The sequence below is a fragment of the Flavobacterium sp. I3-2 genome (assembly GCF_013389595.1).
GTDB lineage: Bacteria > Bacteroidota > Bacteroidia > Flavobacteriales > Flavobacteriaceae > Flavobacterium.
Genome location: NZ_CP058306.1, coordinates 68,633 through 87,911 on the forward strand (window position 1 = coordinate 68,633; position 19,279 = coordinate 87,911).

Here is a 19,279-nt window from a genome sequence, read left to right on the forward strand (position 1 = left end):
ATGAAGTATAATTCGCTTTTCAAAAATACATTTTTATTCGCAGGGATTTCTTTTTTTTCAATAGGAATTTGGAGTTCTAGTGCAAATACAATTTCACAAAATTCTGAAACTTACTTTTCAACCGATATAGTCAAAGCACCTATAAAAACAGGAGCAGATAATTATCAGGAATATTTACCTTTATTAAAAGGGAAAAAAGTGGGTGTATTAACCAATCAATCTGGAATTGTGAATACAAATAACGAATCAATACATCTAGTAGATTTTCTATTAAACAATGAAGTTGATTTAAAAAAAATTTATGCTCCAGAACATGGTTTTCGAGGCACGGTCGATGCAGGTGAATTGATCAAAGACGGAAAAGATTCTAAAACAGGAATTCCTATTATTTCGTTATATGGCAAAAATAAAAAACCAACCAAAGAACAATTAAAAGATGTTGATGTAATCGTTTTTGATCTTCAAGATGTTGGAACTCGTTTTTATACTTATATTTCGTCGTTACATTATTTGATGGAAGCTTGCGCCGAAAATAATATTGAAGTTGTTGTTTTGGATAGACCAAATCCGAATGGAGCAACTATTGACGGACCAATTTTGGATATGCAATTTAAAAGTTTTGTTGGCATGCATCCGATTCCTGTTTTACATGGTATGACAATTGGCGAATATGCGCAAATGATAAATGGTGAAAAATGGTTAGAAAACGGTTTACAATGCAAATTACAAATTGTCCCTTGTTCGAATTACGATAAAAGCATGTCGTATTCATTAACCATCAAACCATCTCCAAATTTACCAAACGATCAATCGATAAATTTGTATCCGAGTTTGTGTTTTTTTGAAGGAACAAACATAAGTGTTGGACGAGGAACAGAAAAACAATTTCAAGTTTATGGTTCACCAAATTTAGCTAAAACAACATTTAGTTTTACTCCTGAACCAAATGAAGGTGCAAGAGATCCAATGCACAATGGCAAAAAATGTTATGGCGAAGATTTATCTGAAATTGATCGAGTTGAAGGAATTCAATTAAAATGGCTTTTAAAAGCGTATCAAACTTCAGGAAAAAAAGAAGAATTTTTTAATTCTTTTTTTACAAATTTAGCTGGAAATAAAAAATTGCAAAATCAAATCAAACAAGGCTTGACCGAAAAGCAAATCAAAGAAACTTGGACAACCGGGATTGAAGATTTTAAAAATACTAGAAAAAAATATTTAATCTATAACGACAAAAATTAATATTAGATTTTCATTAAAATGATGGGAATTTCAAATCAATTTATTATATTTGGTACAAATCAAAATTGTTATGGATTACACAGATATCATCATTAAAATCATAGACCGTTGCCAATTTATTTATGAATGGTTTGTACGTTTATTCGGACATGTAGTTGATTTATTTGATAAAATCAAAAATTGGATTTTAGATTTAGTTTACTACATCAAAGACAAAATTACAACTGAAAATGAAATTGAAACTTTTCTGAAAAATTACATCGAAAACGATCAATTATTTGTATAAAAAAATGCCTTTGTTTACAAAGGCATTTTCTTTTTCATTTCTTCTACAACCTGATAAGCTGCCGGGCAAATCTCAACATTTTTCAATGTTAAGTTTGTTATTTGTTGAAATTTCTTTCTATCTGTATGCGGAAATTCTCTGCAAGCTTTTGGACGAACATCATAAATCATACAATAATTTTCATTGTCTAAAAAAATACAAGGAACGCTTTGCAACACATAATCTTTATCTTCATCAATACGTAAATATTGATCGATGAAAGGTTGTGGTTTCATTCTCAAAAACTTGGAAATACGTTCGATATCAGCCAAAGTAAATAACGGCCCTGTTGTTTTACAACAATTTGCACAAGATAAACAATCTGTTTTTTTAAAAACACGATCATGAATTTCTTGCATCTGAACATCTAAATTTTTTGGTGTTTTCTTTTTTAGCTTATCAAAATACTTTTTATTTTCATTATGCGTATCTTTGGCAAGCTTTGGCAAGTTTTTTAAAAATTTTTCCATAGTAACTTTCTCGAACAGCAAAATTAATAATAAAAGATTTAAATCAACTTATAATGAAAGACCTTTTAGGTAAAGCTATTTTAGATTTTCAAACCAACAACAATCCCGAAAATGTTATCACAGAAACAACCATATCTGAACCAGATGAAATGGCAATTGCTTATATGTTCCGTGATTTTAACGAAATGCCAAAACTTGAAAAACAAGCTTTGAAATTAGCAAAAGGTAAAATTTTGGATGTAGGTTGCGGCGCTGGAAGTCATGCTTTATATTTGAAAGATAAAGGTTTTGAAGTTTTACCTATCGATATTTCTGAAAATGCCATTAAAACTTGTGAATTACGTGGATTAGAAAATGCAGTTGTTCAAGATGTTTTAGAATTGAATAATCAAAAATTTGATACGATTTTATTATTGATGAACGGGACCGGAATTTTCGGAAAATTAAATAAAGTTGCTCATTATTTAAATCATTTAAAAAGTTTGTTAAACGATGGCGGTCAAATTTTAATCGATAGTTCTGATTTGATTTATATGTTTGACGAAGATGAAGATGGCGGTAAATGGATTCCGATGCACGCCGATTATTATGGAGAATTGGTTTTTAATCTTAGCTATAAAGGCGAAAATGAAGAACCTTTTGATTGGTTGTATTTAGATTATAACACCTTACAAAACGCATGTCTTGCTAATGAATTAACTTGTGAATTAATCCTAGAAGGCGACAATTTTGATTATTTAGCTCGTATTACAAAATAAAACAAAAACTATTTCAATAATGAAATTACTTCTACATTCTCTTGCATTGTCGCATGATCTAATGCCGTTTTACCTCTACTGTCTTTGATTGACTTGTCTGCTCCAGCTTTTAAAAGAGACTTTACCATTTCTGGTTTTCCGAAAGTCGCTGCAAAAATCAAACTTGATGCGCCATTAAAATTAACTTGATTTACATTCGCTTTTTTTGCAATAAGCAAATCGACCATGGCTACATTTTGTTTAAAGATAGCTCCCATCAAAGCGTTATTTCCAGATTTATCTTGCGCATTAAGGTTAGCTCCGTTTGCAATTAAAAATTCAACCGCTTCTGGCGCGTTATTGTAAACCGCTAAAATTAACGGCGTAAATCCTTTTTCATTTGTTTGATTGATATCAACTTTTTCAGAAACAAACTTTTTAAGTTCTTTAACATTATTTGCGCGTGAAGCGGCAAAAATATCTTGTGCTTGAGCTGTAACAAAAGTTAAAGCTAATAGTAAAGTAAAAACTAATTTTTTCATGCGAATTTATTTTAAAAAAGGAGTGCGAGTTACCACACTCCTATTGATTGATTTAATTATTTTTTGATATATTCTTGAATGTCAGAAACATTTAAGTTCGTTGCTTTTAATAAACGCTCTCCATACGTTTTATCAGCTTGGTAAAAATGAGCAATCATTTTCTTAACTATAACTTTATTTTGAACCGCATTTAAAGCTCCACCTAAATTTTTGATTAAGTTATCTTGGTCTTTTTTAGAAAACGAACGGTATAAATCACCAGCTTGAGCAAAGTTATTTTCTTTATCAATTACGTTTTGAACCGTTGTTGTTCCTGCTGGAAAAACCGATTTTGAATATTTGAATTTAGCATTATCTACAACCTCTGGTTTGTTGGTAGATGGTTGGTAATTAACATCTCCTTCTTGCTTACGCATTGACATATAACCGTCTTGGTTGTACGTTTTTACATTGTTGATTGGACGATTAACATCAACTTGTTGGAAATTTCCTCCAATACGGTGACGTTGTGTATCGAAATAAGAAAACAAACGACCTTGTAATAATTTATCTTCTGATGGCTCAATTCCAGGAACTAATGTACCAGGCGAAAAAGCAGCTTGCTCAACTTGTTGAAAATAGTTTGTTGCATTTTCGTTCAACGTCATTGTTCCAACTTTTACCGATTTAGCAACCGTTTCTGGCCAAATTTTAGTTACATCAACAGGGTTGAAATCTAATTTATCGAAATCTTCTCTTTTCAACATTTGAACATAAAGATCCCATTTAGGGAAATTACCTTTAGCAATTTCTGTATATAAATCTACTGTTGCGTGCTCAATTGCAGTTGACTGAATTTTATTAGCTTCTTCTTGCGTTAAGTTTTTGATTTCTTGCTGAGGAACCCATTTGTATTTAACGTAAGTAACTTCACCTTTATCATTTACCCATTTGTATGCGTGAACTCCATTTCCTTCCATTTGACGGTAGTTAGCAGGAATTCCGTAATCAGAGAATAACCAAGTTAACATGTGTGTCGATTCTGGTAAATTAGAAAAGAAATCGAATACACGGTTTGGATCAGATGCATTGTTCATGATTGGAGATGGTTTGAACGCATGTACCATATCTGGGAATTTGATTGCATCACGGATGAAGAAGACCGGTAAGTTGTTTCCAACTAAATCGTAGTTTCCTTCTTGTGTATAGAATTTAACTGCAAATCCACGTGGATCACGATACGTTTCAGGAGAACCTTGTTGGTGAGTTACTGTAGAGAAACGCACCATCAAAGGCGTTTTTTTACCTGCTTGAGATAAGAAATCTGCCATTGTTACATCAGAAAAATCTGCAGAAGCAACAAACTCTCCAAAAGCTCCAGCTCCACGAGCGTGAACAACTCTTTCTGGAATACGTTCTCTATCGAAAGCAGCTAATTTTTCAATTAAATGAATATCTTCTAATAAAATTTGCCCGTTATTTCCAATCGTTTTAGAATTTTGATTATCTCCAACTGGAGCTCCTGAATTCGTGGTTAAGGTTTGAGCAAACGAAACTGAAGTTGCCAAAACGAATCCTAATGCTATTGATTTTTTCAACATAAAAAGTAGTGTATAAGTTGTTATTATTTTTTAACAACACAAAATTACTTTGTCAACTTAGCATTAATAAAGGTTTACAAATGTTATAATTTATGCTATCATAAAGATTATTTATAATATTGAATACTTTATTTACACAATTACACATAATAATGAAAAAAATAGTATTTTAACTTTTTCTATTTTGTTTATTTAAACAAAAGAAAAAATAAATATATAAACATATATTTCAACAACTTAACAACCAAAAGCATTTATTAAAACAACACAATGAAACACAAAAATTTAATCTTTTCAACATTATTATTCAGCATATTTTCACATGCTCAAAATGAAATGTCCTTTTATAATACAGATATTTTTTTTTCTGAAGGTGTTGAATTCACAAAAAATTCGAAATTCGATGAGTCAACCATCGCATATAATAAAATTCATAAGTTAGATCCTAAATATTCTCAAGCGCAATATGAGATGATTCTTTCGTTACTTTATGCAGATAAAAAAGAAGAAGCCTTACAAGTTTGCGAAAAAAATTATAACGATAAATTACACGAAGTTTTTCCACCACTTTTATTAGTTCATGGAATCATTTTAAGCGATCAAGGAAAATACGATGAAGCTTTAAAAATATTTAATGAGGCTGATCAATATTTTCCGAACTCAGCAGGATTAAATTACAACAAAGCTATAGTTTACGTTCGAAAAGATGAAAAACAAAAAGCGGTTGATTTATTAAAAACAAACATCAAAATTGATCCGTCGCATTCTTCTTCACTTTATAACTTAGGTCTTCTGGCACTTGATGACGGTCAATTAGTTGAAGGAAATTTACTTTTAATGACCTATTTACTTTTTGAGCCCGAAAATGCAAAAGCAAAACAAGCTTTAATCTCTTTGAATGAAGATTATTCAAAAACATATACTGCAAAACCAAAACTAAAAATCAAAGAAAAAGGTGATGATTTTTCACTTCTTGAAGAGGTTCTTAGAAACAAATATCCGTACAATAGTAAGTTCAATTTATTAATTGAATTCGATGATTTGGCTCCAAGAAATATGCAAGCCATAACAGAATATTTCAAAGATCATGAAATAAAAGATGGATATTTCGAAAATCAATTTGGGCAGCTATTTAAATATATTGCAGAAAATAATTTAACCAAAGAATATTTATATCACTCGCTTTCGCTTTTCAATAGTGCTTTTCAAAAAGAATATAAAAAAAATGAAAAGAAAATCAATGAATTTTATACCAATCATTTGAGCAATGTACTTTGGTACGAAATGTACAACAAGGCGTATTTAAATGGAAATGAATATAAAGTTTTTGTTGATGAAAAATCAAAATCATTCTATCAATTTAAAGATGGTGAATCTGATGGTGATTATTTTTACACTTCAAATCTTGGATATTTAGAAACAAAAGGAAGTGTCAAACAAGATTTATTAGTTGGTAAAAAAACTACTTTTTTTGAAAACGGAAACGTTCAATTAGAAGAAAATTTCAAAAACGGCAAAAAAGATGGCGAAGCCGTAACGTATTATCCAAACAAAAAATTGATGTTTAAAGGTTCGTATAAAGACGACAAATTAAACGGAAAATACACAGTTTATTTACCTACAGAAAAAATAAGTTGCGATGGAATTTATCTTAATGATGAATTTGAAGGTGAAAATATTTGCTATTTTCCTGATGGTAAAAAGAAAATAATCGCAAATTACAAAAAGGGAAAGTTTGATGGTCCATTCAAAAAATTCAATGAGACTGGCGAAATTATTGAGCAAGCAAACTATCTTGATGGTGAAATAGAAGGTGAATACAATACTTATTTTTCTAAAGACAAATTAAAATCCGTTAATACTGTAAAAAACAAAAAACCTATTTCTTATGTTTCTTATTTTTCAAACGGAAATAAAGAATCAGAATTCTTTTATAACGATGGAAAACTAAAAGAGATTAAAGAATATAACACAAACGGAACTTTAAGTTTTTTGAAATCATTTAATGATAAAGAAGAATTAAACAATCTGAAATATTACAACAAAGAAGGTAAACTTTTTTACGAGGACATTTATACAGGCGGAAAAGCAAAACAATCGGTACAATATTTTGCTGATGGAACTTCTCAAAAATTAAAAAACAATGGTTTAATTAAGTTTAACGATTTAGAAGGAACGACAATTTCTGAAGGGAACATCAAAAATGGATTACTTGAAGGTGAATGGATTTATTATTATCCAAACAAAGTTTTAAGGTCCAAAAACAATTATACCAATGGCGAAGAAAATGGTTTGAGAACTGCATATTTAGATAATGGAAGTCTTGATTACATTGCTCAAGTTTCAAATGGAAAAATGAACGGTTTGTATAAAGATTATATCAATGATAAAATCAGTTATACAGCATATTACAAAGATGATTTATTTCATGGACCATTGACTTCATATTATTTAAATGGAAATATTAAAGGAGAAACTTTTTATGTAGATGGGCTTCAAGAAGGTCAATCAAATACGTATGCTCAAGATGGTCGATTAACTCAGACAACAAATTTTATTAATGATATCATCACGGACATTATTTATTATTATGATGGAAAAAGTGATAAAATAGATTATGTCAATCAAAATGGAATTGTTGAAGTAATCGAAAATAAAGCCGTTAAACGAAAAGTATCGATTAAAAACGGAAACAAAGATGGTATTTACGAAATTTCAAATTCTAAAAATGAACCAATAAGCAAAGAAAATTATGTAAATAATAAATTACATGGAAAAGCTACAGAATATAATGCTTTAGGTAAAATAGAAATGGAAAACAATTATCATTCGGGAGTTTTAAACGGTACTTCGAAAAATTTCGATTTAAACGGAAAAATGAATGCTCTTGATAATTTTGAGAACGGAATTATTGTCGGAAAAAGTACAATTTATTATCCAAACGAAAAAGAGTTTTTAGTGAGTACTTATGATATTGGCGTAAAAACAGGTCCAGAAACTTATTACAATTCTGATGGTACTAAAGTGCTAATTTTGAACTTTAATAACAACAACATTGTAAGTTATCAAACTTTAAATAACGAAAATCAATTAGGACAAGAAATTCCGATTACATCAGAAATGACGGTAATTAAATCTAATTTTTCGAATGGAAAACCAGCTTTAGAAATGAGTTTGAAAAATGGAATTTTAAATAATGATTTGATTATTTATAATTCAAAAAACCAAAAAGATTTTCAAATAAATTATAAAAACGGAAAAGTTAATGGAACTGTAACCTATTTTCTAAACGGAAAAAAATACAAAACATTGGATTATATCGATGGAATTCTTGATGGGCAAATCGCGTATTACAACGAGCAAGAGCAAATTCTTTACAGCACGGATTATAAAAACAACGAGAAACACGGATTTTTTAAAGTACTTGAAAACAATACATTAAAACCAATTAAAAAATATGATTCAGATCAATTGGCAGAAATTCTTTAGATTAAATTTAAGCTTGGTAATCTTTTTATCAAGCTTAAATCTCTTTTCTCAGAACTTAACCGAACTTCAAAATAAATATCCAAACGAAAGCGAAATTGCATTAGAAGTTTCAGAACATTATTATATTACGTTAAACAAAAAGAATGAAATCGAAGTAACTGCGAATTCCGTAGAAGATTATTTATTACTTAAAAACACATCCGCTGGAGCTTCGATTAATGAATCGCTGGTGTTTTCAGAATTGGTTTCAATTACAAATTATGAAGCTTACACGGTTGGAAATGAAACTGAAAAGTTCAAAAAAACACCTGTAAAATTAATAGTTGACAAACCATATAATTCAAGTTCAGTTTTTGATTCTGACACCAAATTGAAAGTTTTTACTTTTAGTAACTTATCTCAAGGTACAAGAAAAGTTCTAAAACACAGTTTAGATTTCAAAGATCCAATGTTGTTGCATCGCTTTAATTTTACTGCGGGAATTCCTTCTGTAAATAGAAAAATTGTTTTAACGGTAGATAAATCAATTGAAATCGGATTTAAGATTTTCAACGATAAAGACCATTTAGTAAAACAAACTACAGAAGATAATAAAAAAACAACTACTTACACATTTATAATTAATGATGCTCCTGTTTTCAGAAATGAACCTAAAGCAGCAGGTCGTTCATATGAAATTCCGCATTTACATTTCTGGATTAATTCTTACACAATCAAAGGAGAAAAAATTCCAGTCTTCGGAAAAGTAGATGGTTTATATAAATATTATAGCGACTTCATCAAAAATGTAAACAAAACAGAAGATCCTGCTTTAAAGAAATTCACTTTAGAGCTGGTTAAAGATGTAAAGACAAATGATGAAAAAATGGAAAAGATTTTCAAATTTGCACAAGAACAGATTAAATATGTTGCTTTTGAAAGCGGTTACGAAGGTTTTATTCCAAGAAATGCGTCTTTAGTTTTTGAACGTAAGTTTGGCGATTGTAAAGATATGTCAAGCATTTTGACAGAAATGGCTAAATATGCTGACGTTCCGAATGTGAATTTAACTTGGATTGGAACTAGAGAATTACCTTATTCGTATGAAGAACTTCCAACACCAGCAGTCGATAATCACATGATTGCAACTTATGAAAGAAACGGAGAAATCATTTTCTTAGACGCAACCGATTCTCAAGTTCCATTTGGTTTACCTTCAGAATTTATTCAAGGAAAAGAAGCTTTAATTTCAAAAGGAGATTCATTTAAAATTGTTACCGTTCCGACTTTATCGGCAGAACAAAATAAATATGAAGATACATATTCGTATGTTATAAATGGAAATAAAATAGAAGGAAAAGGGAAATTAAAAACCAATGGATTAACTCGAACTTATTATCTTAATGTGATGAGTGATATTTCTAAGAATCGTAAAAAATATATCGAAGGTATTTTAGAAAGAGGTAATGATAAACTAAATATTGTTTCTTTTACAGAAAATAATATTCAAGATAAAACACTTCCGTATGAAATAGATTATGTTTTCGAAAATGATAATTACGTAGTTCTCGCAGCTGACGAAACCTATTTGAACATGTTTTTACACAAACCTTTAATCGATTTGATTTTTGATGAAAATCGAAAAACTACTGCAGATCTAGATCGTTTACAAAAATTTGAATTCAAAACTTCATTTACAATTCCAGAAAACTCAAAAGTTACTTACGTTCCTGAAAATGTTACTTTTGAAAACGATTATATAAAATATAAAATCACTTTCGATAAAAAAGAACGTCACATAAATCTAAATTATTCAATCGAAAATAAAAAAACATATATAAAACCAACTGAAGTAAAAGGCTGGAACGAATCACTTAAAAAACTAAAATCAAATCTTAACGAAACCATTGTAATCAAAAAAACATGAAAAATCTAAAAACAAAAAGTTTATTAATTCTATTCTTTGCTTTCATAAATTTGACGAATGCCCAAAATATCGAATTTAAAAACTATAAATTCAATGATAATGAAATTGTAATTCCAGAAGAATTTAAGAACGAAGAAGAAATTATATTAGAACAAAATTTAAAATCAGAATTCAATTTTACAAGTAACGATGCAAATGAATATTATTTGTTTCACGAAAAAAAGCTTTTAAATTCAAACATCGCAATCGAACGAAATAACAAAGTTTATATTCCATATTCTCAAAAAGAAGATTTGATTGTAAATAAACTTCGCGTAATTCTTCCGAACGGAAAAAAAATTGAGTTAAAAGAATCAGACATCAAGAAAGATAAAAACGAACAAACAGGAGTTACTTACGAGTATTTTGCTGTAAATGGTTTAGAAAAAGGAGCAATAATTGAACGATTTTATATTCTTAAAAAACCCGTCGATGTTTCTGGTGAAACAATAAATGTACAGGAAAATTTTCCGATTGTTAACTTTTCTTTAGAATTGATTTATCCAAATTATTTACAATTCGATACAAAATCATATAACGGATTAGCAGATGCAACCTTCAATAAAGATAAATATACAAACAAAAATTCGAATTCATTAGAAGCCAAAAACATTGCTGGATTAAATGCCGATGAGCAACAAAGTAATTGGATCAGAAATGCAAAAGCTTTACGTTATAAATTAGCAACAAACAGTTCAAAAAACACTAGCAATCTTTACGCTCACAAAGATTTTGTAAGTGATTTTTTTGAAAATTATTATGTTGATTTAGATACAAAAGACAAAAAAGAACTTGAAAAATTTACATCGAAGTTAAAAAAATCAAATGATCCACTTTTAAACGCACGTGCCATTGAAGGCTTAATTAAAGAAAACATTCAATACAATCGTTATTACAAATTAAATTCGAACATTTCGGATATTTTAAAAAGTAAACAAGCTAATCTTTTTGATTTAATCAAACTTTACATCGCTGTTTTAAATCAACAAAATGTTGAACATGAATTGGTTTTTACAACAGAAAAAGACAAAGCAACTTTTGATCCTGATTTTGAATCTTATGAAAATATAAAAGAAGTTTTAATTTATATGACTGCTGCAAATTCATTTATCGAACCAATTGCAACAAATTACAGAACGCCTTTGATTGATTTTAATTATGGAAACAATTACGGTTTATTCATCAAACCTAAAGTTTATCAAGGCGTAAAAATGCCCGTTACAACAACTCGTAAAATTCATTTTGCCGATGATTTAAATATCACAAACATGGAAATTACTATTGATGCTAGTAAAGGAATTGATGATGCAACATTTAAATCGGTTTTAGAATTTACTGGTTATACAGCATCTTATTTCCAGGTGGTTAAGGACTTTGTTAACGAGACGGATTTCGAAAACATGAAACAAGATTTAGCTTCTAATTATGCTTTTGAAACTTCAAACAAACCAAAAGTTACTACTGTAAATGATGGTGTTGTAAATTTAGCATTGAAACCTTACATCGTAACAATTGAAGGAAATGCTGAAGATATCATTTCAAAAGCTGGAAATAATTATTTAGTAAAAATCGGTTCTGTGATTGGAAGACAAATGGAAATGTATGCAGATAAAGAACGCCAACTGCCAATTGAAATCGATTATCCGCATTTCTATACAAGAAAAATTTCGTTAATTATCCCTGATGGTTATCAAATCAAAAATCCTGAAATCATAAACATGAATCACGTTTTAACCAAAGACGGAAAAGTAGTAGCTGATTTCATCTCGAATTATAAAATTGAAGAAAATAAATTAACGATTACAAACACCGAGAATTACGATTTTGAAACTTTACCTGTTTCTGATTATCCAAAATATCGCGAGATAATCAACGCTGCAGCCGATTTTCATAAAATGAATTTGATAATCGAAAAATTATAAACAAAAAAATGAGGTCTAAAAAACCTCATTTTTTTATGCTTATTTATTTAATATCGCATTAATAATTCCTTCTAAGTTTTCGTTGAAATCAATTAACTGCGCCAAAACTTTATCGTCTTTATTTAAACCACCGTGTTTGTTGTTTTTCACGAAGGTTGCTTTGATGGTTTCCCAACGTTGCTTTTCGTCGCCGGAAATCAATCCTGCAATTTCTTTTAATTTCAACAAATTCGATTCGGTATCAGTTGTCAACGTTTGCGATTCACTTTCGTAATGCGCCAAAATCGTTTCATCAATTTCTTTTTCGTTCATCATCGGAACAATTCTCGAAACTAATTTCGACATGTTTCTGTACGAACCTTGCATTTTAAAAGGCGGTTCGATTCGGTAATCATCTTGCATCGCAGCGCTCGAAATATAATTCTGATTGACTTTTACCACTACGTTTCTAATTTTGATTACATGTTTTAAAACCGAAATAAAATCGTCAATTTCTTGTTTCAGATAATTGCCTTCTAAATCAGGCAATTGTTCTTGATTTTCTGTAACGAAATGCACCAACTTATAAAAATCTGTCAAACTTTTTGAAGCGATTTTTTCTAAATACGGATTGTCGCTCGTTGCATTTTCAATCAAACTTAAATTAAACAAAGCTTCAGTATCTCCAATCACATCACCCAAATTATACACATCAGCACGATTGGCTAACATATCTGGAATTTGAAATTTGGAACCGCTTTCTGTGTACGGATTTCCTGCCATCACAATACAAAAACGTTTGCCACGTAAATCGTACGTTTTACTTTCACCTTCAAAAATTCCATCAATTTTTCGTTGACCGTCGGCAAGTGAAATGAATTTCTGTAAAAATTCAGCACTTAAATGTTGAATATCATCCAAATATAACATCACGTTATCAGCCATTTCAAACGCTAAATTAATTTTCTTTAACTCTTCACGTTCGCCCGAAGTTTTCGCTTCAATCGGGTCAATCGACGTAATATTATGTCCGATGGTTGGTCCGTTAACTTTTACAAAATGCAAGCCCATGGTTTTGGCTAAATATTCCATCAAAGTCGTTTTTCCGTAACCCGGCGGCGAAATCAACAACAACATTCCCATTCTTGCAGTTCGTTTATTCTCGCCTGCCGTTCCCAATTGTTTGGCTAAATTATTTCCGATTAACGGAAAATAAACTTCGTTGATTAATTTATTTCGAACAAATGAAGTCAAAACTTTTGGTTCGAATTCTTTAATTTTTAATTCCTTTTCGTAAGCTTTAGAAATGGCTTCTTTTACGTTTTGAAAAGCTTTATAATTTGGAACATCAACTTTAGTGAAATTTTCTAATTTTGATATGATTTCGTGATAATCTTGTTTGTAAATTCCATCAACAATTACGTTGTGATTTCCTTTTAAATCTAAAATTTCTATGGTTGCATTACCGTCGTTGAAATGATATTTATCTCCCGAAAACAAAATCATTGTTGCCACTTCATTCACCACATTTCTGTACGAAACATATTTTTCATTTTCATCAATAAACGCATGAATCCAATTTTCGATTAAATAAAATTTCTCTGTTTCCGAAAATCGTTCATCAGAAATTAAGTTCTTGAAATCAACTGAATTTTTATTCTTTTCAAGATAATTATGAAATTCACGATTGAAATATTCTGCTTCGTTGCTCATCGAAAATGCTTGATATTTCGTCCACGTTGTAAACAAATAATTCGCAATATTCTCTGAAGTTGTTTTGGATTTATCCCAATCGGTTTGCCAATTTTCAAATCGAATTTTAATTTCGTTTATGATAGAATGAAAACGATTTGAATTTGGAAAATTCTTTAAAATCAACTGAGCCGAAACCAACATTGCTTTTAATTTTTCTTGTAACGATTCAGTTAAAGAATGCCAAAAAATCTGAGCAGTTGTTCGAGTTTCCGAATCGAATTGCAACACATTTAATTTCGAATTTATCGCAACCAAAGCATTGAAAATTTGCAGCGCATCAAAATTATGAACGCCTTTTATGTAACCTTCAGAATAATTTTGTTCAATGATTTGATTGATGAATTTTTCTGCTTCAAAATCTTTTTCGTTTCGAACCAAAAATGCTTGATAAGCCAAATATTCAGCACGATAAACCAACTGATTTTCTGAAACAAATTCTTGATTCCAAATCGATTGATATTGGTAAATTTCTTCGTTTTTTACTTTATGATAAAAACTCGTTCCCGTCAAATGGAAAAACAATTCGTTGTTTCTATTCAACAAAGTCAACGCTAAATGCTGCGTATTTACCGAAAATTTATTTTGTCCAAGCGCAATGATATTTTGCCCATCGACAAATAATTCCGTTTTATCTCGTAAAACTCGAAGCGTATCTTCTTGAGATTTTTTTAATTGATTTTCAAGATTTTCTGCTTTTGAAACATCTTTTAAATCTTTCAATTCTTGGATGATTTGACGCATTTTGTCAATCATCAAATCCGACGAATAAAAAGCTAAAATCTCTTCTTTAACTGAAAATGTTTTCGCTTTGTTTTCGATATTTTTTAAAACACGTAAACCAATTTGTTCTAACGAATTCGTGCGTTTATTGGTTTGCTCCACCAATTGTTCGCGTTTGGTGTTAAACACTTTGATGATTTCATCGCGTTTATCGGCAATTTTCAAAGCAAAATCATCAAAATCAGAAAATTTACTTTCTAATTCTTCTAATTGAACAATGATTTTTGTGTTGTATTCTTCAGTCTTTTCAGCAGTTGAAGATAATTCTAAAAAGTTTACAACGCTTTGTTCCAACAAAGTCATTTGCGCACCAAATTCTGCAACTGCTTCTTTGCTTTTTAACGCATTTGTTTTACGAGTTAATTGCGCACGAACTTCATTTAGTGAAGCAAAAATCAACGAAATTTTTTCAATGATTTTGGTTGTTTGCGTCGCATCTTCGATTTTTAAACTGTTGAGAATATCAATCAACAATTCCAATTCAGAGGCGATTTTCAAGCAAGATTCTTCAATCTGTTTGGCATCGAAAACCTTTTCAATCGCAGCAACCAAATCTTTTTGTGCAGAAACTTTTTCTTCGTACGGAATCAAAGCTTCATCCAACAATAAAAAAGCAATCGTTTTGGCAGATAAATTTTCATTGATTTCTGTCAATTGATTTTCTAAATCTTGCACACGTTCTAAATCGATATAACGAATCGAACGTAAATCAATAACTTTTCCTTGTAATTTTCGAGCATCCGCTAAATGTTCAACCAACAAATCTAACTGATTGTAAATGGTACTGTTTACCTTAAAAATAATTTCTTCGATGATTTTCTCGGTTTGCTCTAAATTTTCTTGCGCGAATTTTTTCTGAACTTGAACTTTCGCAAATTCATCAATCGCAGTATTTGCAATCGATTTGATTTCTTGTAACGGAACCGCTAATTCAAAGGTTTCTTTGGTGTTTATCCAAAAATAACTATCGATAATGTTATTCGATTTTCGAACAATATCTTCATACAAACCTTCGTACGAATCTTCTTTGTTGATTAATTGAATAACTTCTTGCGCTTCTGCCATCGCTTTTACAATATCTTTATTTCCGATTTTGTAAAGTGGATGATTGGTTTGCGTGGCATTTTCAATCAATTGATTTGCAAATGGCGTTTCCCAAATTTGTACTTGATGATGACGTGTTGCTTCTTCTTCGGTTCTAAAATAAATTAAACTTCCATCTTGAAAAATCGTAAAACCATTACAAATAATCGGTGTTTCGACTGTTTGCTGAATGATGTTGTACGACAATAAAACGTAGGTATTGGTTTCAGGATGATTGAAGATGTACATAAAATCTTCTCCGTTTGGCGAATTGACACGACGGAAAAATTGTGCATCTTTAATTTGATTATCAAACAAATGATAGGTTCCGTTTTGTAGATAATATCCATTTGAAAAAATCAAACCTTGATTATCTGGCAATAGCACTGCCGAATTTAATAGCGCAGGAATATTGACCACTTCCTTCGTTCGAACATTGAAAATAAATGCGCGAAAATCTTCTTGAAACGGTTTTACTTTTACAGCAATTAAATTTCCTAAATCGGCATAAAAATATTCGGCATCATCTAATTGTTGGTCAACATTAGTAACTTTTTCGGAATAAATTCCTTTTCCGGTTTCTGTATTATCTTCAACTTTAAAAGTAATATCGCCATTAATCGATTCGATGAAAACTTTATCCAAAATCGAAATATGTGGATGACGTCCCAAACGACGGTCGTCAATCGAAGTTTTGTTCCAATCAAAATCAAACGGATTGGCTCTTTGAACTTCGTGAATACTTCTGTCGTCTTGATAAATTAATTTTCCATCTTTAATCAACCATTTAAACGCTTTTAAATCTTGCGCGCTTTTACTGGTTTGGAAAATCATATACAGATAATTATCGGTTTTTCTGAATTTAGAAAAAATCGAATCTCTGTAATATTTATATAAATTTTGAAAATCGGTAAAGAAATTTTTGTCGTCGATTAAATCTAACGAATGCGGTATAAACTGATTTTCTTGAAACGAATAAATACTGAAAACATCGCTCAATTGAATATCGGTTCGCAATCCGAAATGAACGTTGTATCCAAAAATACACAATTCATCGAAAGCGATAATTCCTCTGGCAACACACGTATTTTCAGTAGTTATGCGTTGGTTGGCACTTAATGCAAAGTTGGTTGAATTGAAAACTTCTTTACGAGCTTCGTTCAATTTTTGTAAATCGGTAGAAAGCAGCTCCTTTTGTGTAAGGAGCCTTTTTCTTATGATTTCATACGCACCTGCATCAAGCGTTTCGGTAACATTTATGTTTTCTTTTTGCATTAAAATAAAATCTAAAAGGTGGTTAAATCAATCGGATAAACAAATTAGCTTATCTCAATTTTTGATTTGCAATTCCCAATTGATTCGCAATTCCGAACAACGAATTAATGAAACCTGTGTCTTCATTATTTCCTGAAGCAGTTGCTGCTTGTTGCAATTTGATTAACGCTGCAGTAATGGTTAAGTTTTTAATATCATTTGAAGAAATTCCGTATTTCTCAGAAATCGAACGGATTTTTCCCGCTAAATCTCCTTCTCCATTTTCGTCAATCAACGCATTTTTGATATCGGTTGCGTGTTTTGAATTATTGATTAAATGGTCGAAACCTTTTGCGTTTGAAACTTGCTTAACAATATTTTCGAAGAACATAGTTTCTCCACCAACGATGTCAATTTTCGCAGATTTCAATGCGTTAGATAAAACTTCAGCTTGCGCTCCTGCAATATCTTTTTGAATGTTAATTTGCGCCAATTCGATATCTTTCTCTTTTTGTAATTGCAACTTGAATTCTTCGTGTTCTTTTCCAACACCATCTAATTTCTTCATTGCTTCCGCTTTTTCTTCAATTCCTTTCGCTTCTGCAAATGCTTTTTCACGAACTACTTCAGCTTGTGCTAAACCTTCTTTACGTAAAGCTTCTGCTTTTTTCTCGATAACAATAGCTTCAACAGAACCTTGTCTTTCTTCAGCATCTGCTTTAGCAACCATAACTTCTGCTTCAGATAAACCAATTGCAGCTTCTTCTTTCGCTTGTGCTTCAGCGATAATTTTACGAGCTTCTGCATCTCTTGCCGATGCTTCTTTTTTCGCTTCAGCTTCAATTAATAATTCTTGTGCTTTTCGTTCAGCAACTAATTTTTGTGCATCAGCCTCGATTACTAAACGAGCTGCTTCTTGTTCAGATGCGATTTTTGCAGCTTCGGCAGCTTTTACAGTTTCGATTAAACGCTCTTCTGCTTCTTGCGATGCAGCGATGATTCCAGCTTGTTTGTTACGTTCAACTTCACGGAAAACTTCTACATCTTTTACACCTTGTTGCTCTTCAACAACTCCTTTTTCAAGCATTACACGTTCTTTGATAACACCTTGAATGTTTTTCTTTTCAACCTCAATTGAACGTTCTTTATCAATTTGTGCTAACGTCACAATTCTTTCGCGCTCGGTTTGTTCTAACGCGCGGTCTTTTTCTACACGCTCGGTTTCAACAGCATCGGTACGTAATTTATTTTTCTCAGCGATGATGATTTGACGTAATTTATTTTCTTCCTGAATCGCTAATTGCTCTTCGGTTGTGATACGAACGGTCTCTGCTTTTAAACGTTCTTCTTCACGAACTTTAGTAATTTCAGCATCTTCACGAGCTTTGATATTGTCAATTTCTCTGCGTTGACGTTCTTCTTTTTCAGCTAATTGACGGTCTAATTCTAAAATTGCTTCACGTGCTTCAACGTTTTGTTTTTTGATTACTTTTTCTTCTTCACGTCGAATTAAATTCGCGTTCATATTTTGTTGCGCCGTTAATTCAGTGATTTTTTTAATTCCTTCAGAATCTAAAATGTTATCCGGACTTAAATATTGTAACTCGGTTTGTTCTAAATAATCAATTGCACAATCATCTAAAATATATCCATTTAAATCAGTTCCGATGATGTTTAAAATTTCATCACGAAACTCACGACGTGCTTCGTATAATTCAATAAAATCGAATTTCTTTCCTACCGTTTTTAAAGCTTCTGAAAATTTTGCTTCGAAGATACTTTTCAATGTTTCTTGTTCACTCGCGCGCTCACATCCTAAATTTTGAGCCACATTAATAACATCGTTTACAGATTTATTTACGCGAACGAAAAACGCAACTTTGATATCTGCACGAATGTTATCCTTACAAATTAAACCTTCGTTTTGTTGGCGTGAGATTTCAATTTTCTTTACAGAAATATCCATAATTTCCATTTTATGAAAAACAGGAATTACGTACATTCCTTTATTGAAAGCAACTTGCGAACCACCAACTCCAGTACGAACAATAGCTTTTCCTTGTGGGATTTTTTTATAGAAAACACTTAATACGATGAAGAACGCGATGATGATAAAAACGATAACTCCAACAGCAAGTAGTATAAAATTTGTCATAAATAATTAGTTTTTTTTGGT

The 19,279-nt window shown here is 30.8% G+C and carries 11 protein-coding genes; 6 read left to right on the forward strand and 5 right to left on the reverse strand.

Annotation, left to right across the window (positions count from 1 at the left end; genetic code table 11):
• On the forward strand, window positions 1–1,242 hold the full coding sequence (locus HW119_RS00375) for an exo-beta-N-acetylmuramidase NamZ domain-containing protein (protein WP_177760720.1): 1,242 nt from the start codon (window positions 1–3) through the stop codon (window positions 1,240–1,242).
• A 70-nt stretch (window positions 1,243–1,312) separates the two neighbouring features.
• Window positions 1,313–1,528 (forward strand): hypothetical protein, encoded by a 216-nt coding sequence (locus tag HW119_RS00380; RefSeq protein ID WP_177760721.1) that lies wholly within the window; start codon window positions 1,313–1,315, stop codon window positions 1,526–1,528.
• A gap of 14 nt (window positions 1,529–1,542) precedes the next feature.
• On the opposite strand, the gene HW119_RS00385 is transcribed toward HW119_RS00380, so the two are convergent.
• Complete coding sequence (locus HW119_RS00385) at window positions 1,543–2,037, reverse strand: YkgJ family cysteine cluster protein (RefSeq protein ID WP_177760723.1); 495 nt, start codon at window positions 2,035–2,037, stop codon at window positions 1,543–1,545.
• A 53-nt stretch (window positions 2,038–2,090) separates the two neighbouring features.
• Here HW119_RS00385 and HW119_RS00390 point away from each other — a divergent pair, with 53 nt between their 5' ends.
• Window positions 2,091–2,795, forward strand: coding sequence for a class I SAM-dependent methyltransferase (locus HW119_RS00390; protein WP_177760725.1), 705 nt, complete (start codon window positions 2,091–2,093; stop codon window positions 2,793–2,795).
• A gap of 8 nt (window positions 2,796–2,803) precedes the next feature.
• Here the strand turns inward: HW119_RS00390 and HW119_RS00395 are convergent, their stop codons facing one another.
• Both HW119_RS00395 and HW119_RS00400 read right to left on the reverse strand, forming a co-directional pair.
• Window positions 2,804–3,316: an ankyrin repeat domain-containing protein gene (locus tag HW119_RS00395; protein WP_177760728.1), complete on the reverse strand. Its 513-nt coding sequence runs from the start codon at window positions 3,314–3,316 to the stop codon at window positions 2,804–2,806.
• A gap of 56 nt (window positions 3,317–3,372) precedes the next feature.
• Complete coding sequence (locus tag HW119_RS00400) at window positions 3,373–4,896, reverse strand: catalase (protein ID WP_177760730.1); 1,524 nt, start codon at window positions 4,894–4,896, stop codon at window positions 3,373–3,375.
• A gap of 270 nt (window positions 4,897–5,166) precedes the next feature.
• Between HW119_RS00400 and HW119_RS00405 the strand changes: the two genes are divergently transcribed.
• Genes HW119_RS00405 through HW119_RS00415 form a run of 3 tightly spaced genes read left to right on the forward strand, consistent with a single transcriptional unit; the run spans window position 5,167 to window position 12,252 of the window.
• Window positions 5,167–8,385 carry a tetratricopeptide repeat protein gene (locus tag HW119_RS00405; protein ID WP_177760732.1) on the forward strand — a complete coding sequence of 1,073 codons (3,219 nt, stop codon included), beginning with the start codon at window positions 5,167–5,169 and terminating at the stop codon, window positions 8,383–8,385.
• A complete protein-coding gene (locus tag HW119_RS00410; RefSeq protein ID WP_177760734.1) occupies window positions 8,354–10,291 on the forward strand; it encodes a transglutaminase family protein in 1,938 nt (645 codons plus the stop codon). The genes HW119_RS00405 and HW119_RS00410 overlap by 32 nt, the downstream gene beginning before the upstream one ends.
• Window positions 10,288–12,252, forward strand: coding sequence for a DUF3857 domain-containing protein (locus HW119_RS00415; protein ID WP_177760736.1), 1,965 nt, complete (start codon window positions 10,288–10,290; stop codon window positions 12,250–12,252). The genes HW119_RS00410 and HW119_RS00415 overlap by 4 nt, the downstream gene beginning before the upstream one ends.
• 39 nt (window positions 12,253–12,291) lie before the next feature.
• Here HW119_RS00415 and HW119_RS00420 read toward each other — a convergent pair whose 3' ends face one another.
• Window positions 12,292–17,124 (reverse strand): DNA repair ATPase, encoded by a 4,833-nt coding sequence (locus HW119_RS00420; RefSeq protein WP_177760738.1) that lies wholly within the window; start codon window positions 17,122–17,124, stop codon window positions 12,292–12,294.
• 49 nt (window positions 17,125–17,173) lie between these two features.
• Window positions 17,174–19,258: a flotillin family protein gene (locus tag HW119_RS00425; protein ID WP_177760740.1), complete on the reverse strand. Its 2,085-nt coding sequence runs from the start codon at window positions 19,256–19,258 to the stop codon at window positions 17,174–17,176.
• Window positions 19,259–19,279 lie beyond the last annotated feature (21 nt).

Bases quoted from the DNA above. Each gene is read 5' to 3' on its own strand.
- HW119_RS00420 (WP_177760738.1), bottom strand. From the start codon at position 17,124: ATGCAAAAAGAAAACATAAATGTTACCGAAACGCTTGATGCAGGTGCG.
- HW119_RS00375 (WP_177760720.1), top strand. From the start codon at position 1: ATGAAGTATAATTCGCTTTTCAAAAATACATTTTTATTCGCAGGGATT.
- HW119_RS00400 (WP_177760730.1), bottom strand. From the start codon at position 4,896: ATGTTGAAAAAATCAATAGCATTAGGATTCGTTTTGGCAACTTCAGTT.
- HW119_RS00385 (WP_177760723.1), bottom strand. From the start codon at position 2,037: ATGGAAAAATTTTTAAAAAACTTGCCAAAGCTTGCCAAAGATACGCAT.
- HW119_RS00405 (WP_177760732.1), top strand. From the start codon at position 5,167: ATGAAACACAAAAATTTAATCTTTTCAACATTATTATTCAGCATATTT.
- HW119_RS00415 (WP_177760736.1), top strand. From the start codon at position 10,288: ATGAAAAATCTAAAAACAAAAAGTTTATTAATTCTATTCTTTGCTTTC.
- HW119_RS00390 (WP_177760725.1), top strand. From the start codon at position 2,091: ATGAAAGACCTTTTAGGTAAAGCTATTTTAGATTTTCAAACCAACAAC.
- HW119_RS00425 (WP_177760740.1), bottom strand. From the start codon at position 19,258: ATGACAAATTTTATACTACTTGCTGTTGGAGTTATCGTTTTTATCATC.
- HW119_RS00395 (WP_177760728.1), bottom strand. From the start codon at position 3,316: ATGAAAAAATTAGTTTTTACTTTACTATTAGCTTTAACTTTTGTTACA.
- HW119_RS00410 (WP_177760734.1), top strand. From the start codon at position 8,354: ATGATTCAGATCAATTGGCAGAAATTCTTTAGATTAAATTTAAGCTTG.
- HW119_RS00380 (WP_177760721.1), top strand. From the start codon at position 1,313: ATGGATTACACAGATATCATCATTAAAATCATAGACCGTTGCCAATTT.